At 37.2% G+C, this 25,053-nt stretch carries 21 protein-coding genes and 2 other annotated features; of the genes, 8 read left to right on the top strand and 13 right to left on the bottom strand.

Features of this window, described 5'->3' with window-relative positions; translation table 11 throughout:
• Window positions 1-458 precede the first annotated feature (458 nt).
• A complete protein-coding gene (locus BLR36_RS03450) occupies window positions 459-680 on the top strand; it encodes a DeoR family transcriptional regulator (RefSeq protein ID WP_093060335.1) in 222 nt (73 codons plus the stop codon).
• 37 nt (window positions 681-717) lie between these two features.
• On the opposite strand, the gene BLR36_RS03445 is transcribed toward BLR36_RS03450, so the two are convergent.
• Entirely contained in the window at window positions 718-1,440 is a 723-nt protein-coding gene (locus tag BLR36_RS03445) for a pseudouridine synthase (protein WP_093060334.1), read from the bottom strand.
• A 9-nt stretch (window positions 1,441-1,449) separates the two neighbouring features.
• A complete protein-coding gene (locus BLR36_RS03440) occupies window positions 1,450-3,066 on the bottom strand; it encodes a putative polysaccharide biosynthesis protein (protein ID WP_093060333.1) in 1,617 nt (538 codons plus the stop codon).
• Window positions 3,067-3,362: 296 nt separating this feature from the next.
• Between BLR36_RS03440 and BLR36_RS03435 the strand changes: the two genes are divergently transcribed.
• The 3 genes from BLR36_RS03435 (at window position 3,363) to BLR36_RS03425 (ending at window position 6,921) form a co-directional block, all read left to right on the top strand.
• Complete coding sequence (locus BLR36_RS03435) at window positions 3,363-4,625, top strand: BaiN/RdsA family NAD(P)/FAD-dependent oxidoreductase (protein WP_093060332.1); 1,263 nt, start codon at window positions 3,363-3,365, stop codon at window positions 4,623-4,625.
• A gap of 24 nt (window positions 4,626-4,649) precedes the next feature.
• Window positions 4,650-4,881: a binding site (T-box leader), on the top strand.
• A 67-nt stretch (window positions 4,882-4,948) separates the two neighbouring features.
• On the top strand, window positions 4,949-6,337 hold the full coding sequence (gene trpE, locus BLR36_RS03430) for an anthranilate synthase component I (RefSeq protein WP_093060331.1): 1,389 nt from the start codon (window positions 4,949-4,951) through the stop codon (window positions 6,335-6,337).
• Window positions 6,334-6,921 (top strand): anthranilate synthase component II, encoded by a 588-nt coding sequence (locus tag BLR36_RS03425; protein WP_093060330.1) that lies wholly within the window; start codon window positions 6,334-6,336, stop codon window positions 6,919-6,921. Before trpE ends, BLR36_RS03425 begins: the two co-directional genes overlap by 4 nt.
• A gap of 207 nt (window positions 6,922-7,128) precedes the next feature.
• Here the strand turns inward: BLR36_RS03425 and BLR36_RS03420 are convergent, their stop codons facing one another.
• The 9 genes from BLR36_RS03420 to BLR36_RS03380 form a co-directional block, all read right to left on the bottom strand.
• The gene (locus BLR36_RS03420; protein WP_093060329.1) at window positions 7,129-7,836 is read right to left on the bottom strand and encodes a DNA alkylation repair protein; all 708 of its coding nucleotides are present in this window, start codon (window positions 7,834-7,836) and stop codon (window positions 7,129-7,131) included.
• Between the two features lie 157 nt (window positions 7,837-7,993).
• Complete coding sequence (locus BLR36_RS03415; RefSeq protein WP_093060328.1) at window positions 7,994-9,058, bottom strand: multicopper oxidase domain-containing protein; 1,065 nt, start codon at window positions 9,056-9,058, stop codon at window positions 7,994-7,996.
• A 235-nt stretch (window positions 9,059-9,293) separates the two neighbouring features.
• Complete coding sequence (gene leuS, locus BLR36_RS03410) at window positions 9,294-11,705, bottom strand: leucine--tRNA ligase (RefSeq protein WP_093060327.1); 2,412 nt, start codon at window positions 11,703-11,705, stop codon at window positions 9,294-9,296.
• 245 nt (window positions 11,706-11,950) lie between these two features.
• Window positions 11,951-12,162, bottom strand: a binding site (T-box leader).
• A 47-nt stretch (window positions 12,163-12,209) separates the two neighbouring features.
• Entirely contained in the window at window positions 12,210-12,863 is a 654-nt protein-coding gene (locus BLR36_RS03405; protein ID WP_093060326.1) for a 3-oxoacid CoA-transferase subunit B, read from the bottom strand.
• A 13-nt stretch (window positions 12,864-12,876) separates the two neighbouring features.
• Window positions 12,877-13,566: a CoA transferase subunit A gene (locus tag BLR36_RS03400; RefSeq protein WP_093060325.1), complete on the bottom strand. Its 690-nt coding sequence runs from the start codon at window positions 13,564-13,566 to the stop codon at window positions 12,877-12,879.
• A 137-nt stretch (window positions 13,567-13,703) separates the two neighbouring features.
• A complete protein-coding gene (locus BLR36_RS03395; RefSeq protein WP_093060324.1) occupies window positions 13,704-14,471 on the bottom strand; it encodes a 3-hydroxybutyrate dehydrogenase in 768 nt (255 codons plus the stop codon).
• A gap of 46 nt (window positions 14,472-14,517) precedes the next feature.
• Window positions 14,518-15,846, bottom strand: a complete 1,329-nt coding sequence (locus BLR36_RS03390) for a GntP family permease (RefSeq protein ID WP_093060323.1) — start codon at window positions 15,844-15,846, stop codon at window positions 14,518-14,520.
• Between the two features lie 409 nt (window positions 15,847-16,255).
• Window positions 16,256-17,599, bottom strand: coding sequence for a sigma-54 interaction domain-containing protein (locus BLR36_RS03385; protein WP_093060322.1), 1,344 nt, complete (start codon window positions 17,597-17,599; stop codon window positions 16,256-16,258).
• A gap of 1 nt (window position 17,600) precedes the next feature.
• Complete coding sequence (locus tag BLR36_RS03380) at window positions 17,601-18,785, bottom strand: MDR family MFS transporter (protein ID WP_093060321.1); 1,185 nt, start codon at window positions 18,783-18,785, stop codon at window positions 17,601-17,603.
• 120 nt (window positions 18,786-18,905) lie between these two features.
• Here BLR36_RS03380 and BLR36_RS03375 point away from each other — a divergent pair, with 120 nt between their 5' ends.
• Entirely contained in the window at window positions 18,906-19,865 is a 960-nt protein-coding gene (locus tag BLR36_RS03375; RefSeq protein ID WP_093060320.1) for a tRNA modification radical SAM protein MnmL/YtqA, read from the top strand.
• On the top strand, window positions 19,862-20,434 hold the full coding sequence (locus BLR36_RS03370; RefSeq protein WP_093060319.1) for a tRNA 5-(aminomethyl)-2-thiouridylate-methyltransferase MnmM: 573 nt from the start codon (window positions 19,862-19,864) through the stop codon (window positions 20,432-20,434). The genes BLR36_RS03375 and BLR36_RS03370 overlap by 4 nt, the downstream gene beginning before the upstream one ends.
• Before the next feature lie 143 nt (window positions 20,435-20,577).
• Here the strand turns inward: BLR36_RS03370 and BLR36_RS03365 are convergent, their stop codons facing one another.
• Window positions 20,578-21,045 carry a hypothetical protein gene (locus BLR36_RS03365; protein WP_093060318.1) on the bottom strand — a complete coding sequence of 156 codons (468 nt, stop codon included), beginning with the start codon at window positions 21,043-21,045 and terminating at the stop codon, window positions 20,578-20,580.
• Window positions 21,046-21,580: 535 nt separating this feature from the next.
• Here BLR36_RS03365 and BLR36_RS03360 point away from each other — a divergent pair.
• Together BLR36_RS03360 and BLR36_RS03355 are read left to right on the top strand one after the other, a co-directional pair.
• Complete coding sequence (locus BLR36_RS03360; protein WP_093060317.1) at window positions 21,581-22,660, top strand: type III polyketide synthase; 1,080 nt, start codon at window positions 21,581-21,583, stop codon at window positions 22,658-22,660.
• A gap of 1 nt (window position 22,661) precedes the next feature.
• Window positions 22,662-23,204 (top strand): isoprenylcysteine carboxyl methyltransferase family protein, encoded by a 543-nt coding sequence (locus tag BLR36_RS03355; RefSeq protein ID WP_305775336.1) that lies wholly within the window; start codon window positions 22,662-22,664, stop codon window positions 23,202-23,204.
• 483 nt (window positions 23,205-23,687) lie between these two features.
• Here BLR36_RS03355 and BLR36_RS03345 read toward each other — a convergent pair whose 3' ends face one another.
• The gene (locus tag BLR36_RS03345) at window positions 23,688-25,010 is read right to left on the bottom strand and encodes an NAD-dependent malic enzyme (RefSeq protein WP_093060315.1); all 1,323 of its coding nucleotides are present in this window, start codon (window positions 25,008-25,010) and stop codon (window positions 23,688-23,690) included.
• Window positions 25,011-25,053 lie beyond the last annotated feature (43 nt).

Genomic DNA, 25,053 nt, shown 5'->3' with positions numbered 1-25,053 from the left:
CTTTTTATCTAAAAAGACATAAAAATCTGTTAGTAGTTTGATTATTTCCCCAAAAGGTTTATTTGCTTACAAATAGGGAAATTAATCAATAAAAAACTTCGATACTTTGGCGATTAGAGGTAAAAAGCTACTTCAAGGTGACAGGGAAAGACTCCTGGCTCGAGCTGTGCCAACAGAAAGCATACAACTAGAGTTGAAATCAGAGTTGCTTGAATTCCCTTGGAAGTTTTTGTTACTTTTAGCTCATCCCCAAACTACAGAGAAATGTGAATTATTTGTAAATATTATAATCTCTATAGAAATTTCAATAGAAATTTATTATAATGGAATTGTCAGAAAGAAAATATTCTGACTACCATCATTGTAAAGGGGCTGTAAATTGCAATTACTTAGTTGCTTTTCACCCAAGTCGTCCGCTAGTCTAGCCAAGAGATATCATGATGAAGGAGTGGTTACTTATGAAACCTACTACTGATCGGATGCTTACTCGAATTAAAGACATGTATATGTTCATCCGTGATAATGGAACTGTAACAACACAAGACTTAGTCGATGAATTTGGCATCACTCCTCGCACAATTCAACGAGATTTGAATGTGCTTGCTTTTAATGACTTAGTTATTAGTCCGACAAGAGGCAAATGGACCACGACGAACAAACGAGTCAAATTGACATCTTAGATATTAACGATAAGAAAAGAATGACCATGCTCAGTGTTTAAGCGAGGTCATTCTTTTGCTGTATTTGTTCTAACTCTTCTTCCGTTAGTTCTCTATATGTGCCCTCTGAAAGGTTTTTGTCTAGCACAAGCTTCCCCATTGAAAGCCTTTTTAAATAAACAACTTTTTTCCCCACTGCTTCAAACATTCTCTTCACTTGATGAAATTTACCTTCTGTTACAGATAATTCTATCTCAGAAACAGGTCCGCTATTTAATATTTTGAGTATCCCTGGCTTGGTATGATAGCCATCATCTAAAATTACTCCATGAGAAAAGGCTATAGTATCCGATTCATCTACCACACCTTCTACTTTCGCATAATACACTTTTGGTACATCCTTATTCGGCGAGAGAAGCCGATGTGTTAAAGCACCATCATTTGTCAATAGAAGCAGACCAACTGTATCCTTATCTAATCTACCCACTGGATATGGATCAAAATGGCGGACATCATCATCTAAGAGATCAATAACTGTTTGATCCCTAGAATCCTCTGTCGCAGAAATTACACCAGGAGGTTTATTCATCATTAAATATATAAATTCTTTGTATTTCACAGGCTCTCCGTATACTGTCACTTTATCTGTAATTTCATTCACATGCATGGAACTATCTTTGACAGCGACTTCGTTTACTTGAATAGCCTTGGATTTAACTAAAATTTTCACTTCTTTTCTTGTACCATAGCCCATATGAGCTAAAAATTTATCTAAACGCATGTTAATCACCTACAAACCAAATTTTTTCGTAAATCTTGTCAGTCTCTCCCCAAATAGTTTTTGAGCAAGACCTAATCGTATCGTAACAAATGCATAAAAAGCTGCTCCGATACCTGCACAAACGATAATTACCATTAATCCGTCCAGCTTGGTATCGATAGATATTAACTGTCCAAATCCTAACTTAACTATAAACACAAGCACTAACATTGCTATATTTACTATTATAATAAGCATAATCCTACGAACAACCATATTCGATTTATAATGGAGTGTCTTACGAATGGCAAATAGATTCAGCCCAATTGCGACCAAATAACCGCAAGCTGTAGCCATAATTGCTCCATCCGTTTCAAAGGCTTTTATAAGCGGTGTATTCAGTACAAGTTTTGTTAGAATTCCAAGCAATAGGTTTAAAATAATTAACTTTTGTCGATCAATTCCTTGCAAAATAGAAGTGGTCACTGGATACAACGCGAATAATATTGCCACAGGAGCGTAATGTGCTAGCACTGTAGCACCAGTTTCACTTGCCTCATAAAATACCAGGTAAAATTCATCTGCTAAAATCGAAATTCCCATTGCTGCAGGAACCGTTAGAAACAGTAAAATTTGAAAAGTTTGGTCCAAGGATTTTCTCACTTGAGCAAAATCTTTTTTAGCATAATAACTAGTTATATAAGGAATTAATGCCATTGAAAAACCCGTTGCAAGCATTACCGGAATCATCACAAGCTTATGCGCACTAAAGTTTAACATGCCTAACAAAATGTTCGATACTTTTCCGCCAATACCTATTGAAGACATCGCGCTGTTAAATGTAATCATATCGATAAATTGGAACAAAGGGTTAATAACCCCTACTAATGCAAAAGGTACTGTATAAATAAGCATCTCTTTATAAATGTTCGTTAATGAAATATCTGAGCTAACTCGACCAGAACTGTTCAAAAGACTATTAAATTCTGGTTTTAATTTTCTCCAATACCAATATAAAACAAACATACTTGCAATAGCGCCTAAAAATGCAGCAAATACTGCAAAAGAAACCGCCGTTTTCTCTGTGCCATTGAAAATATACACAACAAAGAAACCACCAACTAGAACAAAAAGTATACGAACAATTTGTTCCCACAATTGAGAAACTGCTGTAGGTGTCATATGCTGATACCCTTGGAAAAACCCTCTTACCAAGCTCATAACTGGAACTACAATCACAGCAAAACTAACAAATTTTATCACAGAAGCTACATCATTTACTGAAAAATCAGCTTCATCATCTTTTATGATTAAATGTGCGATGGGATCCGCTAGAAAATAAAGCACTAGAAAACCTAAAATACCTGTCACTATCATTAGCAACATGCTTGACTTTACTAGCTTTCTGCCAGTTGCATAATCTCCTAGAGCATTATATTTGGATACAAACTTAGAAACCGCAATTGGAACCCCAGATACTGCAATAGCCAGCATAATGGAGTATGGTGTATAAGCATATTGATACAACGCAATATATTCTTCACCAATAATTTGATAAAAAGGAATAACATATAAAATACCTATTATTCTCGATAATAAGAGGCCAATCGTTAAGATCATGGTCCCTTTCAATAAATTCGATGCCATCTAACCCGTCCAATCCTATCAAATTCGCCTTTAGCGAATATGCGTCCAGATTTTTATCAAGCTCGCTTGAGAAATTCATTTAAAAATCTGTGGCATTCGCCGGAGGCCATAACTTTATTAAGCAAATGTTTGTGGACACCACTTAATTGAAAACATAATTCGCTTTCACATCACCACTTTTAGAAGTGGTATACATCGGCTTAATGAAGTTAAAATGTCTATCTTACAGTGTACAACTGTCTAAACAAAACCACAATCATGTATAATAAAGAAAAAAGTGAAAGTGTGAATTTATTATGTATGACGTTATTGTAATTGGTGGGGGTCCCTCTGGATTAATGGCCGCTGCCGCAGCAGGTGCAGAAAACAAGAAAGTACTACTAATTGAAAAAGGAAATAAGCTTGGGAAAAAGCTTGCTATATCTGGTGGAGGACGCTGTAATGTTACCAACAGACTTCCCCAAGAAGAAATTGTAAAAAATATTCCTGGAAATGGACGATTTTTATTCAGCCCATTTTCTATTTTTAATAATGAAGATATCATTGAGTTCTTTGAAAATCTTGACGTCCCTTTAAAGGAAGAAGATCACGGAAGAATGTTCCCAGTGTCCAACAAAGCGATGGATGTCGTCAATGCCCTACTTGATGAGTTAAAAAGATTACAGGTAGAAATAAAGTTAAATTCTGCTGTAGCCAAATTATTAATGAATGATGAAAAAGTAATTGGCGTTAGACTAGCTTCTGGTGAAGAAATTACTTCAAGTGCCATCGTTGTAGCGGTCGGGGGCAAAGCAGTTCCTCAAACCGGATCAACTGGAGATGGTTATCCCTGGGCTGAAAAAGCTGGACATACTGTGACCGACCTGTATCCTACAGAGGTACCTTTATTGTCCAATGAGACATTTATCAAATCGAAGGAGCTTCAGGGCCTTGCACTTCGTGGTGCTGGTGTTTCTGTGTTAAATAAAAAAGGAAAAGCCATTATTACGCATGAAATGGATATGCTGTTTACCCATTTCGGATTAAGTGGTCCTGCTGTCTTAAGATGTAGCCAATTCGTAGTAAAGGAACAAAAGAAAAATGGTGGACAACCTGTTGCTGTTCGAATTGATAGTCTTCCAGAACAAAATGAAGAAGAAACTTTCCAAATGTTATTATCTTCTATTAAAGAGGATCCTAAAAAATCAGTAAAAAATGTATGGAAAGGTATCGTACCAGAAAGATGGCTTTTATTTTTACTACAACGGACTGGAATTCAAGAAAGTGAAGATGGTCAAAATCTTGCGCATGAAAAAATCCGAGCACTTGCTCATGAGTTAAAGCAATTCAGTGTCCATGTATATGGTACACAGCCTTTAGAAAAAGCATTTGTTACTGGCGGAGGTGTATCTATTAAGGAAATAGAACCCAAAACAATGGCTTCGAAGAAAAAAGATGGGCTGTATTTTTGTGGTGAAATTTTAGATATACATGGTTACACAGGTGGATACAATATCACTTCTGCACTTGTAACAGGAAAAATAGCTGGAATGAGTGCCGCGAAATCGATTGAATTTTAAAATAATTTATAATACAATAATCTATAACAAGCGATAAGGAAGAATAGTAGCTTTATGAAATGCTGTAGAGAGCTGACGGCAGGTGCAAGTCAGTGCAGGCAATAAAGTGAATGGGCTTCTTAGCTCCAAAGCTGAACATTTAAACTCAGTAGGTTTTGGCGTTCGTCTACGTTATAGGACTCGCAACTGTTTGGTTGCAATAAGTGGATTACAATAGTAATCAATGAAGGTGGCACCACGGCTCTCCGTCCTTTACGATGGAGGGCCTTTTTGTGTTTTGGTGAGTTGAGCAGAGATTAGCCTTAGAAAAGGAGAGCTGAGAAATGACAGTTGAGACGAGAAGCTATCAAATGAAAGAAATTCAAGGGGATATGATGACTCCTATTTCCATCTATCATTCATTGAACGGAAAGAAAAAAATGTTATTTGAATCCTCCGCAAAGCATGAGGAAAGTGGACGATATTCATTTATCGCAGTGGATCCCATTGGTGAATTAACCGGTGACCAGCATGGGTATTCATTAGCACTTGAAAATGGAGAGTTCGAACAAGACAAGATATCTGTAATTGAAAAACTTAAAACAATGATGCCGATTCATCCAAATTATTATCCTTTTTCTTTTTTTGGAGGGGCTATTGGTTATTTTGGTTATGAAACTGCATTTTATAATGAACAAATTGGTGGCCTATTAAATGACGAATTAGAGATGCCCGATGTCCATGTTATGTTTTACGATACGTTTATCATTTTTGATCATTTAAAACAAATAGTGACCATTGCAGCTATTGATTTATTTCAAAACGGACGTTCAACTGAAGATATGTCTGTTTCAATAGATAATATTCTAGCTGAGCTTCAGCAGGGACCAAAAATGGTAGTTAATATGGAATCATCCCTCGCTTTTAAACCACAGATTCGAGAAAAAGACTTTACTAATATGATAGAAAAAGCAAAGGAACATATTTTAAAAGGCGACATATTCCAGGTTGTACTATCTCAGCGTTTTACTTCTCCATTTAATGGAGATCCTTTTTCGCTATACCGACAGCTTCGTACCTCCAATCCATCTCCTTATATGTTCTATATGGATTTTGAAGCCTATACGATATTGGGAACATCGCCAGAAAGCTTGGTAAAAGTTAAAGATGGTCTAGTGACAACCAATCCTATAGCGGGAACAAAACCCCGTGGAATAAATGAGGAGGAAGATGCTCGCATAGCAAATGAGTTATTGAATGATGAAAAAGAAGTCGCCGAGCATCGGATGCTCGTTGATTTGGGACGCAATGATATCGGTCGTATCGCAGAAATCGGAACAGTTCATATCGAAAAGTATATGAAAATTGAGTACTATAAATACGTCATGCATATAGTGTCAGAAGTTACTGGACGACTGAAGGAAAATGCACATGTTCTAGATGTGTTAACTACTTGTCTACCTGCTGGAACTGTGTCGGGAGCACCGAAAATTAGAGCCATGCAGATCATCAATAATTTAGAACCTATGAAACGCGGTGTTTACGCAGGGGCCGTTGGCTATATTTCAGTAACTGGTAATATGGATTTAGCGCTTGCCATACGAACAATGGTCGTGAAGGAAAATTATGCCCATGTTCAAGCTGGAGCCGGTATTGTCCATGATTCGATTCCAAAGAGTGAATATGAGGAAACGCTTAATAAAGCTAAGGCTCTTTTGGAGGTGCAACAATGATTTTACTCATCGATAACTATGATTCATTTACGTATAATTTATATCAGCAAATAAGCATACTCGGAAAAGAAGTAAGAGTAGTTCGTAATGACGCTATTACTATTAGTGAAATTGAGCTATTGAATCCTGATGCAATTATCATTTCCCCCGGCCCAGGTACTCCTGCAGAAGCAGGAATTTCAATTGCACTTATTCAAAAGCTTTACAAAAAGTATCCGATTTTAGGTATTTGTCTAGGACATCAATCAATTGGAGCAGCTTTTGGTGCAAAAATTGTGCGAGCAAAAACAATAATGCACGGTAAAATGTCCCCCATTTCCTATAAAAATCAAGGACTATTCGAGAGTTTTGAGGAACCGATTTCGGTCATGCGCTATCATTCGCTAGTCATAGAAGAAAATTCGTTAATAGATGAATTGGAAGTGCTTGCTAGAGCGGACGATGATAATGAAATAATGGCAATTCAGCATATAAACTTTCCTTTGTATGGTCTTCAGTTTCATCCAGAATCGATTGGGACAGAGCTAGGAGATCGAATCATGCAGTCATTTATCGAAACGCTTGAGAGAAATTATGTAAAATAGGCTAATTTCGAAGCTTCTAAACTCATTCTAGGAGCTTTTTAGATTCAAAATATGCTAGCAAATGAGTTTAGTTGGAATACGGAGAGGCGTAGTTGGAATTTTGAAGGGCTTAGTTGGAATAATGAGCACTTTAGTTGGAATAACCAAAAAATAACAAAAAAGCTGCTTATCACGAAAAAGGATTAAGCAGCTTTTTTTAACGTTATTTTAACATCTAACATATTTGCGTTTAAAACCAATTCTACCTCTATCCACTTCTTTTTGAATAGTTTCGAAAGCATTTAAGAAACTACTTTTTTTGTTTTCGCGTTTCATTTCTACAACACCAATTTGTTTAGCAGTTTCGACCGCCTTTTCATGAAGGGGCAAATAAGAGATCCCTACAGTATATAAAAAATTATTCATAGCAGATTTTGCTCGTTCTGGCGAATCGTTAATTGTTTTCTTCACTAGGTCAAGCATTCCAGCAATCTTACTTTCGGAGAATTCGAAGTCTTTTCGATTTCCTAAAAGCCAACAGTAACAGCTCCAGCCTGCTGACATTTTCAGTTCTTCTCCACTTGCAATCCATTTATCGGCAACTTCCTGTGCAATATCTGACTCAGATAACGTTACAGCGACTACATAATCAGACAGCATATAAAAATAAGCCGTATCCATCCAACGATCGTAATCTGCCTCCGTCATACCTTTTGGATCCGCGATAATTCCTGCAAAGTACATCGCATCGTAATTCCCAGTCGCATATAGTTCTTCAGCTAACGCTTGATTTATTTTTACCTTCTTTGCTATTGGTTTCATGGCGCCTGTAGCTACGCCAAAAAGTGGCTCATGCGCACCATTGGACATATATATTTTCTTCGTTCTTTCCTTGCCGAGTGCCTCAAGTTCCTGCATAACTGTTTCAAAATTCATCGTTTTTACACTTCCTTCTTTAACTAATTAATCGATTTTATATCCCTATTATAACAGGGTTATACCCGAAAGAATTAAAGCAGTGAGGATATTCCCTCCCCACAGCAACTTAGCTTCAACATTTCAACATTTTAACATGCAGGTTCATACTTTTTCATTAATGACCTCCAGCAGCTATCCCATCATCTTCACCAGTTTCTGTTACCTTTAAAAGTGCTACTGCACCTTTAGTAACATGGTTAAATTGATGAGTTAAAATAGAGTATGTGCCCTCCCGAGTAACAGTAAATTCAACTACTGCTCCCCCACTTGCAGGTAACATGACAGTTTGTAATCCCACCATATGGTTAGCTGGATTTCCATCGACATATACATGATCAAATATAGTACCAGTAACGTGTAATGAGCTTATTTCGTTAGGTCCTACATTATTTACATAAAGTCTTACACGATCTCCTACTTTAGCTAAAAGTGGCTCATCTTTCAACGAATAAGTATCACCGTTAGTATTACGGTCCCCTTCTTTAAGAGCTTTCGTTGACATAACAACTTGACTTGGCACACCATTCGTAAAGTCTTCTAAATCATTGTATTTATACCATTCATTTTGAATAATAACGATTTCTTTATCGATCTCTGCGTCATTTGGATAACCATTAACTGGTTTAACAATAATCACCCCGTGCATTCCATTAGCAATATGTGAAAGTACTGGAGCTGTTCCACAGTGATACATGAATACACCAGGTTTAGTAGCAGGATAAGAGAATGTTCCAGTTTCTACTGGCAGTACGTCAGAAAAGTCTTTAGATGGCGAAGCATGCACGGCGTGGAAATCCATGCTATGTGGAATAGCAGGGTCCATATTTTTAAGTGTGAAATTAATTGTATCTCCTTCGTTTACAACAATAACCGGACCAGGTGCTTCTCCGTTAAAAGTCCACGCCTTATAGATATACCCTTTCTCGATTTCAATGTCCGTAATCTGTGCGGTCATTTCCACATTGACTTCATGCTTTGAAATCCTTTCCACCTTTAGCGGTACTGGTTCTTGATTAAGGTCTTTGTGTGGTTCAATTACTTTAACTGCGTCGACGTCCATTGCAGCACTCACATGGTCATTTACTTCTTTTTCAACTGAAGCACTTTCTCCTAAACATCCCCCTAATACGATCGATGTTCCAACTAGTGAAGCGAAAAAACATTTTAATGATATCCTCATCTTAATACCCTCCTTAGTTTTTATTGCCGATCTGTTTTATAGTTTCATCATAGTCAAAAGCATTATAAAAAAGAGTGATTTAAAACACTTATTAGGTCGATAGTATGTATAAATTGTGAATATTTATAAGGCTTTTTTGTTCAATTAGAAAACTAATATTTGTGATTTCAATTATTAAAAAAACAAAAAGCTGCTTCCCATCAAAAAAGGGAAAGCAGCTTAGCTTGATATTGATTTAAATTACGATATTCACCATTTTGCCTGGAATTGCAATAATCTTCTTCACTTCTTGCCCTTCCAACCATTGTTGTACTTGCTCGGAAGCAAGAGCTAATGATTCTAGCTCTTCTTTTGTTGCGTCTTTGGCAACAAGTAATTTTGCACGAACTTTTCCTTTAATTTGAACAGGAATTTCAACTTCATTGTCTACTAATTTAGATTCGTCGAATGTTGGCCAAGACTCATATACGATAGTATCGTTATGTCCAAGAATGCTCCAAAGCTCCTCTGCAATATGTGGAACGATTGGAGAAATAAGCTTCACAAATCCTTCTACATATTCTTTTGAAATTTGCTCCGCTTTGTAGCCTTCATTGATAAATACCATCATTTGCGAAATAGCTGTATTATAATGCATAGCTTCAAAGTCTTCTGTCACTTTTTTTACTGTTTGATGATATGCTTTTTCCATATTAGCGGAAGAAGTATCAGTAACTTTAGCACTCAATTTACCGTCTTCATCAACAAGCAAACGCCAAATACGATCTAGAAATCTTCTTGAACCATCTAACCCGTTTGTTGACCAAGGTTTCGAAGAGTCCAGTGGTCCCATGAACATTTCATAAAGTCGAAGTGAGTCGGCACCGTGACTTTTCACGATATCATCTGGGTTTACTACATTCCCTTTCGATTTAGACATCTTCTCATTACCTTCACCAAGGATCATTCCTTGGTTAAATAACTTTTGGAATGGCTCTTTTGTTGTCACTACTCCGATATCGTATAGGAATTTATGCCAGAAGCGCGCGTACAATAAATGAAGAACTGCATGCTCTGCCCCACCTACATAAATATCAACTGGTAGCCAACGCTTCGCTAATTCTGGATCTACTAGTGCTTCGTCATTATTCGGATCGATATAACGAAGGTAATACCAGCAGCTACCTGCCCACTGCGGCATTGTATTCGTTTCACGGCGACCTTTTTTACCTGTAACTGGATCTACAACATTTACCCATTCCGTAATATTAGCTAGTGGTGATTCCCCTGTTCCACTCGGTTTAATGTCCGTTGTAACCGGAAGCATTAATGGTAACTCTGATTCCTCTACTGGTGTAGAAGTACCATCTTCCCAATGAATAATTGGAATCGGCTCACCCCAATAACGTTGACGGCTGAATAACCAGTCACGTAGACGATACGTGATTTTCTTCTCACCTTTACCGTTTGCTTCAAACCATTCGATTGCTTTTGAAATTGCTTCTGATTTATTTAAGCCGTTTAAGAATTCTGAGTTAACAAGCGTACCGTCAGCTGTGTAAGCTTCTTTTGAAATATCCCCGCCAGAAACTACTTCTACGATTGGCAAATCAAATTGTTTTGCAAATTCAAAATCACGCTCATCGTGTGCAGGAACTGCCATAATAGCTCCTGTTCCATATGATGCTAACACATAATCGGCAATCCAAATCGGCATTCTCTGGCCACTTACTGGATTGATCGCATAAGCGCCTGTAAAAACACCTGTTTTGTGCTTCGCAAGATCAGTACGTTCTAAGTCACTTTTCAGTTTCACTTGATCTTTATAAGCTTGCACTGCTTCTGCTTGCTCTGCTGTCGTTATTACATCAACAAGCTTGTGTTCTGGTGCTAATACTGCATAAGTTGCACCAAAAATAGTATCGGGGCGAGTTGTAAATGCTCGGAACGATTCATTTGTACCAGCCACCTCAAAAGTAAGCTCTGCACCTTCTGAACGACCAATCCAGTTACGTTGCATTTCTTTTAAGCTATCTGGCCAGTCAAGATCATCTAAATCTTCCAAAAGTCTATCTGCATAAGCAGTAATGCGAAGTACCCATTGACGCATTGGACGACGTTCTACTGGGTGCCCTCCACGTTCTGAAACTCCATCGATTACTTCTTCATTAGCCAAAACAGTTCCTAATGCTGGACACCAGTTTACTGGCACTTCATCTACATATGCAAGACCTTTTTTGTATAGTTGGATGAAAATCCATTGCGTCCATTTGTAATAAGAAGGATCTGTTGTATTAACCTCTCTGTCCCAGTCAAATGAAAATCCTAAATCCGTCATCTGACGTTTAAAGGTAGCAATATTTTTAGCAGTGAACTCTGCAGGATCATTCCCAGTATCAATTGCATATTGCTCTGCTGGAAGACCAAAAGCGTCCCAACCCATTGGATGAAGAACGTTATAGCCTTGTTTACGTTTAAATGCACTTAAAATATCTGTTGCAATATATCCCAGTGGATGCCCTACGTGTAGACCTACACCTGACGGATAAGGGAACATATCCAATGCATAAAATTTTGGTTTGGATGGATCATCTGTCATCTTATACGTTTTATTTTCCTGCCAATAATTTTGCCACTTTTTTTCAATTGCCTCATGATTAAAGCTCATAAAATATTCCTCCTCAAATGTAAAAAGCGTAAGCACCTCTGCAAGCCCCGACAACGTTCTTCTGCGACGAGCTTTGCGCTGGTAAGATTTCAAGTAAAGGCGTACTTTGCAAAGGAAGTCAGTCTAAACTAGTGACATCGTATCACAACGACTGACTAACCGCATCGTGCGGCCCCGAAATCCTGAAGCGACTCAGAAGGGGTAGGTGCTGTAGCTAGAAATAAAAAAACTCGCCCCTTAAAAAACTAAGGGACGAGAGATATACTCACGCGGTACCACCCAAATTAGTGAAAACTCACTCAACTTGACTCCTTAACGCGGAAAACGGTATAAGCTACTGTTAGTTCACTTACACAGACTCAAAGGCGAGTTCAATAGTTCGTAACGCTAACTTGCACCATCTGTTAGCTCTCTAAAGAAACGAAATTTATTTACTAATCCTTTTCACAGTCCACTTCTATTAGTTTTATAATAATGGATTTCAAAATAAAATACAAGCTGTTATTAGATCGCTACATTTTCTTTAACATCTTTAATAATAAGATCAGCTTCCGTAGCATCAATAATATCTTGAACAGAATAACCCTCGAATACCTCTTTTAATTCAAGTCCATTTTCTGTTACTTCTATCATTGCCCGTTCTGTTATAATTTTATTCACAACTGCTTTACCCGTTAAAGGTAATTCGCATTGTTTTTTAATCTTAGCAGAACCGTCCTTAGCACAATGATCCATAATGACGATAATTTTTTTGGCACCGTGTACTAGGTCCATTGCTCCTCCCATACCCTTAATCATCTTCCCTGGAATCATCCAATTCGCAAGGTCACCTTTTTCGGATACTTCCATCGCACCTAAAATAGCTACGTCTACATGTCCTCCACGAATCATCGCAAATGACTCTGCACTATCGAAAAAAGCAGAGCCTGGAATTGTAGTAACGGTTTCCTTACCAGCATTTATAAGATCTGGGTCTACTTCTTGTTCGGTTGGATACGGTCCAATGCCCAGCAAACCATTTTCAGATTGTAAAACGACCGTTTTATCCGGAGCGATGAAATTCGCTACTAAAGTTGGAATTCCAATTCCTAAGTTTACGTAATTTCCATTTTCGATTTCTTTTTCTGCTCTTCTTGCAATTTTTTCACGTGTATTCAATCGAAACTCCTCCTTAAGAACGTGTCGTTAAACGTTCGATTCTTTTTTCCTGTTTTGCTTGGAATAGACCTTGTACATAAATACTCGGTGTATGTATTTGAGCAGGATTTAAGTCTCCTGTTTCCACGACTTCTTCTACTTCCGCAATGGTAATTTTACCTGCTGCGGCCATCATTGGATTGAAGTTTTGAGCTGTCATATTATAAATAAGATTTCCGAATTTGTCTGCCTTTGCTGCACGTATAAATGCATAATCAGCACGAAGAGACTCTTCTAGTACATATTCTTTTCCATCGTATACTCGAATTTCTTTTCCTTCTGCCACAATAGTTCCTACACCAGCCGGAGTATAGAATGCTGGAATCCCTGCACCACCGGCACGGATTTTCTCCGCTAAAGTTCCTTGTGGTGTTAATTCCACCTCAATCTCACCAGAAATTACCTGTCTTTCAAACTCTTTGTTTTCCCCAACATATGAACCAATCATTTTCTTAATTTGTTTATTTTTTAGTAGTAGTCCTAGACCCCAGTCATCAACACCACAATTGTTGGAGATAACTGTTAAGTCCTTCACACCTTTATCCACTAATGCTAATATTAGCTGCTCCGGTATACCAACAAGACCAAAGCCTCCTACCATTAGTGTCATTCCATCCTGCACTCCTGCAACAGCTTCTTGTGCTGAATTATAAATAGGTTTCATGCTCCAATCTCCTTTCATTTGTAAGCTTGATACAATTAATATTTTCTCAAATATCCGACAACTTAGCAAACTATTTTCCTACATATTATATAAAACGCACCGATTATCAAATCGGGCGTTTTATATAAAGGAAATAATTATTGACTCGTGTACCCACCGTCTAAAACAACTGCTTGCCCCGTCATACCTTTAGCGGCATCGCTTGCCAAAAATAAAGTTAAATCTGCAATTTCTTTTACATCTAATAATCTTTTCTGAGGAACTAATGGATATAATACTTCCTCTAGAACAGATTCAACAGGAACATTGCGGACTTTTGCTAAATCCTTAAATTGGTTTCGAACAAGTGGAGTGTCCACGTAGCCTGGACAAACAGCATTTACTGTGATCCCGTCAGCAGCTGTTTCAAGGGCTGCAACTTTTGTAAGTCCAATTACCCCATGTTTAGCAGAGTTATAGGCTGCTTTACCAGCAAAACCAACTAAACCATTAATAGAGGCCATATTAATAATTCTACCAAATCCATTCTTCCGCATATGTGGAAGCACATGTTTAGTTGCCACAAAAGGTGCTGTTAACATTATTTTTATCAGCAACTCAAAGCGTTCTGTTGGAAAATCCTCCAGCATTGCAACATGCTGCATTCCCGCATTATTTATTAAAATATCAACCTTACCGTATTCCTCTATAGTTAGATTAATCGAGTTAATAATATCTTCTTCGTTTGTCACATCACATTTAATACCAAGCACATTATTGCCTAATGCTGTAGCAGCTTCCTTTACCTTTTCTTCGTTTATATCGGTTAGAACAACCTTCGCACCAGCTTTATAAAATTCTTGAGCAATTTCAAAGCCAATACCCTGTGCTGCTCCAGTAATAAGAAGCACTTTATCTTTTACCATTTGTTTTACCTCCAAGTATCAACCCTTAAGTACCTTGGCTGAATAGTTAAATACCAAAACCAAGTGAGAATAATATAATTGCAATAGCAGTTCCTAGTAATGGCACTACTACAGTTGTGGCTGCAACTGGCCAATAGGCAGCACTATGTTTTTCACCACAGATTGATTGAATAGTTGTTACTACGTACCCATTATGTGGCAATGAATCAAGAGCACCAGAAGAAATTGCAACCACCCTATGAAGTGCCTCTGGGTTAACACCCATATCCATGTAATGCGGCGCTAACAATGGTAAGGCGATTGTTTGACCGCCAGATGAAGAACCAGTCATACCTGCAATTACAGATACTGCGATAGCAGCACCAATTAATGGTGACCCCGGAATATTTGTCATTGCTTCTACAGCGGTTGTAAATGCAGGTACGTTTTTAGCAACTCCTCCAAATCCTACTACCGCTGCAGTATTACCAATTGCAATTATCGCCCCAACTGTACCAGCTGAAAAAGCTTCCCAGAAATTTTCGGAATACTTTCTTCCAACAATATAGGTTGCAATAACACCACCTAGTAACGCTATTATTAGAGCTGATTGAGCAAGTTTATCATGGAAAATAAATGAGATTAATAATACAACTACCAAAGGAATCATCGCTAAGAATGGATTTGGTAAATTTCTTTTCGTATCAAAAGATGGATCAGTATCACGATTGACAAATCTTTCCCCTTTATTAACAGCTTTTTGAATAATACGTTTCAACCACCAGTAACCGAATGTCGCCATGAACACTGCTACGATAATACTTACTTCCCAACCTGCATAAGCATTCGTACCTAAAAATTCAATTGGAATCCAGTTTTGAATTTCAGGTGAACCCGCAGATGTCATCGTAAATGTTACAGATCCTAATGCTAGTGTTGCTGGTATAAAACGACGTGGTAAGTCCGCTTGTTTAAATAGTGAAATGGCCATTGGATATACAGAGAACGCAACAACGAAAAGACTCACGCCTCCATATGTAAGAACCGCACAGGCAAGTACAATTGCAAGCACTGCATACTTCATGCCCAATTTATCTACAATCCATTTGGATACGGAATCTGCTGCACCGCTATCCTCCATGACTTTACCAAACACAGCTCCAAGTAAGAACATCAAATACCAAGAAGCGATAAACCCAGTAAACCCTGCCATATAACTTGAAACAAAATCAGCCTCTCCTTCAGCGGCAAGCTGTTTGAACAACGGCATTCCACTAGTTACAGCTACCAAAAGTGCTGATATTGGACCTGCTATTAGTATATTTACCCCTTTCATGGTCAAAACAATTAATAAGGCTAAGCCGCCTATAAGACCGATCATACTTAATGCTTCCATATACAAATCCCCCTATTAGTTAATCTCAATAAAATACCAAGTCATCTTTTTAATGCAATAATTTATCAAAGTGATCGAAATATAAAACAAAATCTAGTAAGAAATAAATAGTTAGTCAGTTATCATCCTCTTTAATAAATTTTAGATACCACAATTCTAAACTCCTGCAGAAGAATAGATTGCTATACTTGGCATTGTGGAATACCTTGAGAAATAAAAGCGCTTTCAAAAGCTATTAAAACACAATCAAAATTTTCAATCAATAGCAATTGTGACGATATTGTTAACGAATAATTTTTTAACAGTCCAGATTTCCGGATAATTATGAGCGAAATAAGAAAAATTCAAACTTTTTCACAAAATTGAAAATCCGATTTATTGGATTCGTGTCCAAAAAATCGGATTTAGGTCATAAGTTGTGTTTTTTAATTTTTTCATACAAAGTTGATCTGCTAAGACCAAGTTGCTTTGCAATTTGAATTTTATCTGTCTCTTCCTCTAAATAAGATTGAAGTACTTTCTTTTCAACATCCGCCAATATATCTTCTAAAGTACCAGTAGTATGGAAAGAGGGAACATTTCTTAGCTTTATCTGGGAAGGTAACGCAGATGGCAATATCACATCTTTTTCTGCCATGAAAACGGCTGCTTGGAGTATGTTTTGTAATTCTCTTACATTTCCTGGCCAGTGATAGGATTGTAGTATTTCTCTCGTTTTAGTAGCTAGAGTCACATGTCTTCGACCGGCCTGCAGCATAAATTTTTGTAAAAAATAATGGAGTAAGTCGATGAAATCTTCCATTCTTTCTCTTAATGGAGGAATTCGTAGGGTGATTGCCTGCAGACGATAAAACAAATCCTCTCGAAATTTCTTTTCATCTATTAATTGAGCGAGTGAAATATTAGAGGAAACCACAATACGAACATTTACTTTTTCACTGAACTCCGAATTTACTGGCGTTATTTCTTCCTCCTGCATCGTACGTAATAGCTTAGCTTGAAGAGTAAGAGGAAGTGCACCTATTTCATCTATATAGAGAGTGCCTTTATCTGCTTGCTTATACCGTCCATTATGTAGCTTCCCAGTTAGCGGATCAAAAAACCCAAATAATTCTTTTTCCAGCAACTCTGGTGGAACTGCAGCGCAATTTACTTTAACAAAGGGAAAATCAGAGCGCTCTGAAAGCTGATGAATACTGTGCGCAAATAGATCCTTTCCAGTACCACTCTCCCCTTCGATTAAGACGGGTAGCTCGCTAGGAGCTATTATTTCAATCGTTTCTTTAATTTTTCGAATGGCTGGAGAACTCCCTTTTATCTCTCCCAATTTGTACTCGTTGTAACTATTATCATCGGAGTTCAATTGGATTCTTTCCATCGTTGTTCGAACGTGGGAACTCAACTTTTTCCAATCGGACATATCTCGAAAAATTACACTTCCAAAAGCACCAACAATCTTTCCGTCTACAAAAAGAGGAACACGATTTGCAAGCATATATGTCCCTTTAATATAATGTGGTGAAGCATTATCCGCAATTCCTGAAGCAATAACTTCATGCATTTTCGTATTTTCTATAATGTCAGCAACAGGTTTGCCGATAGCATCCTCTCGCTCTACTTCAAGAAACTCGCAGTAATCCTTGTTTATATACAGAATTTTAGAATCGGCATCTACTACAACAAACCATTGGAAAGCATTTTCTAAAATTTCTGCAAGAACAGAAGTAGATAAGTTTTGTTGTAAATTTTCCAAATCAAATCACATCCTTAGCATTTGTTACTTTCTTCAACGGTCGATCGTATAAAAGTGTAGGAACTATCGCTAATGCTATTAGCACTGTGAAAACATAAAACATCGCTTGTATTCCATAAACATCCACCATAATTCCACCTGCAAATGGACCGATCATACGCCCAATAGTCGCCATGCTGTTCACAATACCTTGATAAAATCCTTCTCTCCCTTTTGGCGCTAACTGATCAGCCAATGTTGGTACAGCTGGCCAAACGAATATTTCCCCAAGTGTCAAGACAACCATCGCTACGATGAACATTGTATAATCTTCTGCAAATGAAACTACAACAAATGATCCCATAAATATTACAATACCAATAATCATCTGTGTTTTTATCCTATGCTCCAGTCTATTAATAATTGGTTTAATAAGCGGTTGTGCTGCTAATATTAGCGCACCATTTATCGTCCAAAGTAAGCTATACTGTTTCAAAGTTATACCTAGATCCAACACATGTGTAGAAATAGTAGAAGTCCACTGTACATATGCAATCCACGTAAGCATATATCCAATAGATACAATCATCATTGCATAAAATGGTGCTTTTTGTTTTATTTTTTTTGAACTTTTCAATACAGAAGCATTTATATTGGGGGCAACAGACATTTTTCGGTAATATACTGTTGCTATAACTAAAAATAAAACATACGTTAATAAATTTGCTAGAAAAATATTATTAATATTACGATCAGCAACAAAACCAGCAACAGCAGGTCCTATTGCCACTCCTAAATTCTGAGCCAAGTATATAGCATTAAAAGCCTTTCTACCACCTTCTGGCCATACACTACCTACTAGCGCATACATGCTTGGGAAAATTATACCACCACTAAACCCCAGAATAGCAACAAACCATATATATGCTGGCCAACCATGCCAAAATGTTAAGAGTAAAAGTGCAACCATTGATAAAATAATGCCAGACATAATGGATTTGTAGCCACCTATCCGGTCAAAAAGATATCCTCCAAGTAAATTACCAACAACTCCTGTTCCTGCATTAATCATAAGCACGAATCCTGCCATCGTTAGTGTCTGTCCAAGATGGTCATGCATGTATATTGTATGTAAAGGCCATAAAAAGGAATTTCCCATTGTATTGATAAACATTCCAATTATTAAAAACCATACTGCTTTTGGCAATTTTAACACCTCAATTCATTTCACTCAGAACATTGTATTCCTTTTCAAATAGCACTTCAAGAAGATTACAACAAACTTAACAAAATCATGTTAATATAATTCTGTTAAGGAGTGAAGAAAATGGTTGAAAATAATTTCCCGTTTCCATCTGATGGAAAACGATATTATACATGGAATCGTTATTTACGAGATAAATTCGGTATGAAAATTTTTAAAGTGGCGTTGGATGCTGGGTTTGATTGTCCTAATAGAGATGGTACTGCGGCATTTGGTGGCTGTACTTTTTGTAGCGTTGCCGGTAGTGGAGACTTTGCTGGCGATAAAGTAGATCCCATTACTGTGCAATTCGAAAAAATCAAGACAAACATGCACGAAAAATGGAAAAACGGAAAGTACATAGCCTATTTCCAGGCTTATACAAATACTCACGCTCCTCTCCCTCTTTTAAAGGAGAAATTTGAGGCTGCACTAGCATTAGAAGGCGTTATAGGAATTTCTATTGCGACAAGACCTGATTGTTTACCAGATGATGTAGTCGAATATTTGGCAGAATTGCATAATCGAACGTTTTTATGGGTGGAGCTTGGTCTCCAAACTGTTCATGAGCGCACTGCAAATTTGGTGAACCGCGCACATGACTTCCCCACTTATATAGAAGGAGTTAACAAGTTAAGAAAGCATGGAATCCCTATATGTACGCATATTATAAATGGTCTGCCTTTAGAAAACCAGGAAATGATGATGGAAACCGCAAGAGAAGTAGCCAAGCTTGACGTTCAAGGGATTAAAATACATTTACTTCATCTATTAAAAGGAACGCCAATGGTGAAACAATATGAAAAAGGAATGCTAGAGTTCATGGACCGAGATGCTTATATTCATCTTGTAGCCGATCAACTAGAAGTTTTACCGTCCGAGATGGTTGTACAACGTATAACTGGTGACGGCCCAATTGACTTAATGATCGGACCAATGTGGAGTGTAAACAAATGGGATGTATTAAATGGAATTGATGCGGAGCTAGCACGAAGAGAGAGTTACCAAGGAAAATATTATGTAAAAAGTGGTGTAGCAAAATGAAACTAAAACGAGTTTTACCTTTCGCCAAACAATTGTTAATGACCACTATCGAACCAGGAGATACAGTGGTGGATGCAACAGCAGGGAATGGACATGACACATTGTTTTTAACAGAGCTTGTTGGAGAGCATGGCCATGTTTATGCATTCGATGTTCAAGCAGAAGCCATTCATGCAACTAGCGAAAGATTAGAAGAGGCAAACAAATTAGAACGAGCAACATTAATTCTGGATGGGCATGAAAATTTGCATCTTTATATCCAACAAGAAATTTCAGCAGCCATATTCAATCTAGGATATTTGCCTGGAAGTGATCATGAAATTATTACTACCGGTAATTCTACATTACGGGCAATCGAATCTTTACTCCACCTACTAAAAGTTGGTGGAATGATTGTACTAGTCGTTTATCACGGTCATCCTGGAGGCAAAGAAGAAAAAGAAGCTTTACTAACCTATGTTCAACAATTACCGCAATCCTTTGCTCATGTGTTAAGCTATCAATTCTTAAACCAACAAAACAACCCACCATTTATCATTGCTATTGAAAAGATGAAAGAATCTATATAGACACTGTCTTCTTATTAATGTAGAAAAGAGCTCAAATTCAGATGTGAAATGAGCTCTTTTTATAAATCTATATAATCAAAGCTATTACAAGACACTAGTATTCAATCCCAATTAAGCTATGACTGATTCTGTGCTCTGCTCGATTAGTGCCATGTATAATTCTTGAGCAGTTTTCCACATAATACATAAAATACTCGCTCGGGATAGTAAGAATTTTTCTTATTCAATAGTTGAGTAGCATCTTCAACAGCTTCCTCGAAAGTGCTATAACTATATACCTTTTCAAAAGAAGAATATAGAATAAACGGTGAATCTGCATTCATCTTTTGAAATATAAATGTACAATAATTATGTCTTTCTTCTCGATTATAACCGAGGTTTTCAGTATCTTTTAGGTCATTTTCAGGAAAGTAAGTCCATTTTTCTTCTTTTAAAATACCGATACGTTCCATCACCCAGAGATTTGTGTAACCCATATCAATTTCTTCATACATTCGATTCTCAATATCCTTTAATTGTCCCTCGAACATCGGGAAATTTGGACTACGGTTTGTCATATATACAAAATACTTACGATTGTCTTTTTCATCGAATAATTCATTTTCTAACATGTATAGTACCCCCCATTCTAAGAATAAATATTTTGCAATCTGAACTAATTTAAAATGCTATATCCTATTCTTCCAAATTCCTATAAGAATCGATAGATAGGCAACAGCATCGTGCTTCAATAACTATCCATTTACTCTTGATTATCAATACTTGTGAAATTAGAAAGATTATTCACCTATATATTCATATTCTTTTCCCTCATACAATACCCCTTTAAAATATTTATATTTATTTAATCTACTTTTGATACTACTACCACACTAAAAATTGTACTATTACCATTTCATTGAGTTTTTAAAGTTTAATATTAGAATATTTAGGGAAACATAGAAATCATCCCCTTAATAATATGAACGATTATTTAATCCTTTGCGGGAGATTTACAAACTCACTTATCTTAATTGGCTTATATGTCACTTACATACATATATCGAAGTTACAAGGGAAAGTTAATAAGAAAAATAAAATGTAGTAATTCATATCTTGCGAAAGTCCTAAAAAGCATAATGAGAATAAATTCAAAGGAGATATTCCATGCCTAAAATAGCTTCGATAAGTACATATAATCCTCCCTATACTTTAGAGCAATCTAATATTGAAAATCTCACAAAAGAACTATTTGAAGACAAAATACCTCAATTGAATAGACTATTAAAAGTGTTTGAAAATGGCGACATACAAACTCGCCATTTTTGCGTTCCTTTAGAATGGCACCAAAGTGAACATAGCTTTGAAGAACGTAATAATTTATATATAGAGCTAGCTACTCAATATAGTATAAAAGTTATCAATAGTTGTTTAAATAGTGACTTTTTAGAGTCTCCCCTACACCCTAGTGAAATTGATGCAATCGTATTTGTTAGTAGTACTGGTATATCTACTCCAAGTATCGATGCACGTGTGATGAATCATCTGCCTTTTTCTGATCGTACAAAACGTATTCCATTATGGGGATTAGGCTGTGCTGGTGGGGCATCTGGGATTAGTAGAGCTTTCGACTATTGCAAGGCATATCCTTCTTCTAAAGTATTAGTGGTTTGTGTAGAGCTCTGTAGCTTAACCTTTCAACCTAATGACTTTTCAAAGAGTAATTTAATAGGAGCCTCCCTATTTGCTGATGGAGCAGCCTGTGCTTTAGTTTGTGGAGATGAAGCAGAATTGGCTACGTCAAAACTGGTTCCCCACATCACGGCAACTGCTTCAAAATGGATGCCGGACTCAGAAGATGTTATGGGTTGGAATATTAAAAATAACGGACTCCATGTTGTATTTTCCAAAAGCATTCCTTCCATTATTACTGCTTGGTTAGGACCTTTTATTGATGATTTTCTAGGTGAACAACAAGTAACGAAAGCTGAGCTAACTAACTTTGTTGCACATCCTGGAGGCAAGAAAGTATTAAAGGCATATGAAGAAACGTTGGAGCTTACAGAAGAACATACGCATATCTCACGCGAAGTATTAAAAAGTAATGGAAATATGTCCTCCCCGACAGTTCTTTATGTATTGGAGCAGTTTATGAAGAAACAACATAATAACGATGAATTAGGGTTACTCGTCGCATTAGGTCCGGGTTTTTGCGGAGAAGCTGTATTACTAAATTGGAGGGATTAGTTTGTTATTCTTCATCCTTATCTCCTTTGTGATTATTCAGAGACTTGCTGAGGTGGCTATCGCTAAACGCAATGAAAAAAGGATGCTCGCACAGGGAGCTTATGAAGTTGGAGCCTCTCATTATCCTTATATGGTAACGATGCATGTCTGTTTTTTTATAAGTCTTATTGTGGAGGTATTATTTTTTAACAGAGCGATATCCCCCTTGTTTCCAGTATTTTTGATACTCTTTATATTTGTTCAACTATTACGTGTATGGTGCTTGTCGTCTTTAGGATCCTTTTGGAATACTAAAATCATCATTTTACCTGATGCAAATGTTGTTAAAAGTGGTCCTTATACGTTTATTCGACATCCGAACTATGTAGTTGTTTGTTTAGAGATCATCTTATTACCGTTAATGTTTCAAGCATATTTCACAGCTGTAGCCTTTACCCTATTAAATCTTGCTATGCTTTCAGTACGCATCCCTACAGAGGAAAAAGCATTGAGGGAAGCAACTAATTATGAAGACAAATTTAAAAAGAAGATTTCGGCATCATGACCGAAATCTTCTTTTTAAAGTTTTCCCCTCAATAACTTAGGTTAGTGAGGAAAAAAGACTACCTAAGAACACTGCTGATTTCCGTTACAGTTGGACGCTTTCCGCGGGCGAGGCCGAGCCTCCTCGTTCGTTATGCTCACTGTGGGGTCTCGACTTTCTCGCTTATCCCGCTGGAGTCGCCAACTTTCACTCCAATCAATATATCGTGGAGTACTCAACCATAAGATTGAGCAGAGCGTATCGCTTAGATGATAACAGAAGTCAAAGTAAAATCAGTGATAAAACCATTTTCGAAATCCCAAAAATGCACTAACCTGCTCCTAAAAGTTTCTGTAAGACAACAGAATGATAAGCGAAATAAAAGTACCAAAAAAGAGGCTGGTTTTGATGAAGTCAAAACCAGCCTCTTTAAATATCAATTGATAATTTATATACTGGCAAATCTGTCCAAAGCACTTCGGAAAAGATAGAACCAAGTTTTGTTTATCTACTCATTTCTTTGTTAGCAGCTTCTTCTACTGCTCTTGCAACTAAATGATGCAACGTAGGATCCAATGGGTTAGGAATAAGTTCACCTGGTTTAGTGTGGTTAACAATTGCTAAAGATGCGGCGATTAACATTGGATAGGTAATTTCTTTTGCTCCAGCATCTAAAGCACCCTTGAAGATACCTGGGAATCCGATTACATTGTTTACTGAGCGTCCGTCAGCTGCAAATGCTGCTCCTGCCGCAATTGCATCCGAAGGTAAAATCTCAGGATTAGGATTAGATAATGCTAATATTATTTGACCTTCACGAACCATCCCTGGCTTAATAAGGCCGGATACCCCAGTTGTAGCAATAATAATGTCACATTTGTCCATTATAGCTTCTAAAGACTCAAGCGTTTGACCACCATAACTTATCAATCGATCCTGAGCAGCCTCTTGACGATCTAATCCATAAACTTCCTCTACACCATATGCCATTAACATACGACATATAGCTAATCCAGCGGCACCTAAACCAATTTGGCCAATTTTTGCTTTTTTAATATCCACATTAGTAGCTTTACATGCAGATAGAATAGCTGCTAATGCTACTACTGCAGTACCGTGTTGGTCATCATGCATAACTGGAATTGGTAATTCGGCTTTTAGTCTTTCTTCGATTTCGAAGCAATGTGGAGATCCAATATCCTCTAGTAAGATCGCTCCAAATCCTTTATGAATATGCTTGACCGTCTCTACAATCTCATCTGGGTCGCTTGTATTTAATAATATTGGAATTCCACTTAATCCTACAAATTGATCCAGGAGTACTGCTTTCCCTTCCATAACAGGCATCCCTGCAACAGGTCCTATATTACCAAGTCCTAAAATCGCAGTACCATCTGTCACTATAGCTACAGATGAACCAATGGAAGTAAAATAGTTGGCTTTTTCTGGATTATGTAAAATATCCATACAAACGGAAGCAACACCCGGTGTATAAATCCGTTGAAGATCGCGCAATGAACGAACATCTAATCTGCTCTTCATAGCAATTTTACCGCCTTCATGCGCTTTTAAAACATCATCTGTAACTGCTTGAATTTTAACGCCATTACCAATTGCTTCAATATTAGAAATCACTTGTTCCAATTGATCTTTTGATTTACAAGTGATTGTAATGTCACGAACGGTTGTTAACGCTCCACTTTTAAGTGTGGTAATATCCCCAATATCTCCCTCTGCCATACCGATTGCGGTAGCAACCTTAGCAAAATTACCAGGTTTTGAAGGTGTTTCTACGATGATGTTACGAATAATATGTTGGCTTTGCATTTAAAATCTCCTAACTCTATTCTCTTTTTTAACCAACAAATTA

Source organism: Psychrobacillus sp. OK028, assembly GCF_900103605.1.
Classification (GTDB): domain Bacteria; phylum Bacillota; class Bacilli; order Bacillales_A; family Planococcaceae; genus Psychrobacillus.
The sequence above is the reverse complement of the archived record's forward strand: the minus strand, read 5'-3'. Positions and strand labels throughout refer to the sequence as shown.

Excerpts from the sequence above, each read along its gene's own strand:
- BLR36_RS03450 (WP_093060335.1), top strand. The coding sequence starts at position 459 with ATGAAACCTACTACTGATCGGATGCTTACTCGAATTAAAGACATGTAT.
- BLR36_RS03445 (WP_093060334.1), bottom strand. The coding sequence starts at position 1,440 with ATGCGTTTAGATAAATTTTTAGCTCATATGGGCTATGGTACAAGAAAA.
- BLR36_RS03440 (WP_093060333.1), bottom strand. The coding sequence starts at position 3,066 with ATGGCATCGAATTTATTGAAAGGGACCATGATCTTAACGATTGGCCTC.
- BLR36_RS03435 (WP_093060332.1), top strand. The coding sequence starts at position 3,363 with ATGTATGACGTTATTGTAATTGGTGGGGGTCCCTCTGGATTAATGGCC.
- trpE (WP_093060331.1), top strand. The coding sequence starts at position 4,949 with ATGACAGTTGAGACGAGAAGCTATCAAATGAAAGAAATTCAAGGGGAT.
- BLR36_RS03425 (WP_093060330.1), top strand. The coding sequence starts at position 6,334 with ATGATTTTACTCATCGATAACTATGATTCATTTACGTATAATTTATAT.
- BLR36_RS03420 (WP_093060329.1), bottom strand. The coding sequence starts at position 7,836 with ATGAATTTTGAAACAGTTATGCAGGAACTTGAGGCACTCGGCAAGGAA.
- BLR36_RS03415 (WP_093060328.1), bottom strand. The coding sequence starts at position 9,058 with ATGAGGATATCATTAAAATGTTTTTTCGCTTCACTAGTTGGAACATCG.
- leuS (WP_093060327.1), bottom strand. The coding sequence starts at position 11,705 with ATGAGCTTTAATCATGAGGCAATTGAAAAAAAGTGGCAAAATTATTGG.
- BLR36_RS03400 (WP_093060325.1), bottom strand. The coding sequence starts at position 13,566 with ATGAAACCTATTTATAATTCAGCACAAGAAGCTGTTGCAGGAGTGCAG.
- BLR36_RS03395 (WP_093060324.1), bottom strand. The coding sequence starts at position 14,471 with ATGGTAAAAGATAAAGTGCTTCTTATTACTGGAGCAGCACAGGGTATT.
- BLR36_RS03390 (WP_093060323.1), bottom strand. The coding sequence starts at position 15,846 with ATGGAAGCATTAAGTATGATCGGTCTTATAGGCGGCTTAGCCTTATTA.
- BLR36_RS03375 (WP_093060320.1), top strand. The coding sequence starts at position 18,906 with ATGGTTGAAAATAATTTCCCGTTTCCATCTGATGGAAAACGATATTAT.
- BLR36_RS03370 (WP_093060319.1), top strand. The coding sequence starts at position 19,862 with ATGAAACTAAAACGAGTTTTACCTTTCGCCAAACAATTGTTAATGACC.
- BLR36_RS03365 (WP_093060318.1), bottom strand. The coding sequence starts at position 21,045 with ATGTTAGAAAATGAATTATTCGATGAAAAAGACAATCGTAAGTATTTT.
- BLR36_RS03360 (WP_093060317.1), top strand. The coding sequence starts at position 21,581 with ATGCCTAAAATAGCTTCGATAAGTACATATAATCCTCCCTATACTTTA.
- BLR36_RS03345 (WP_093060315.1), bottom strand. The coding sequence starts at position 25,010 with ATGCAAAGCCAACATATTATTCGTAACATCATCGTAGAAACACCTTCA.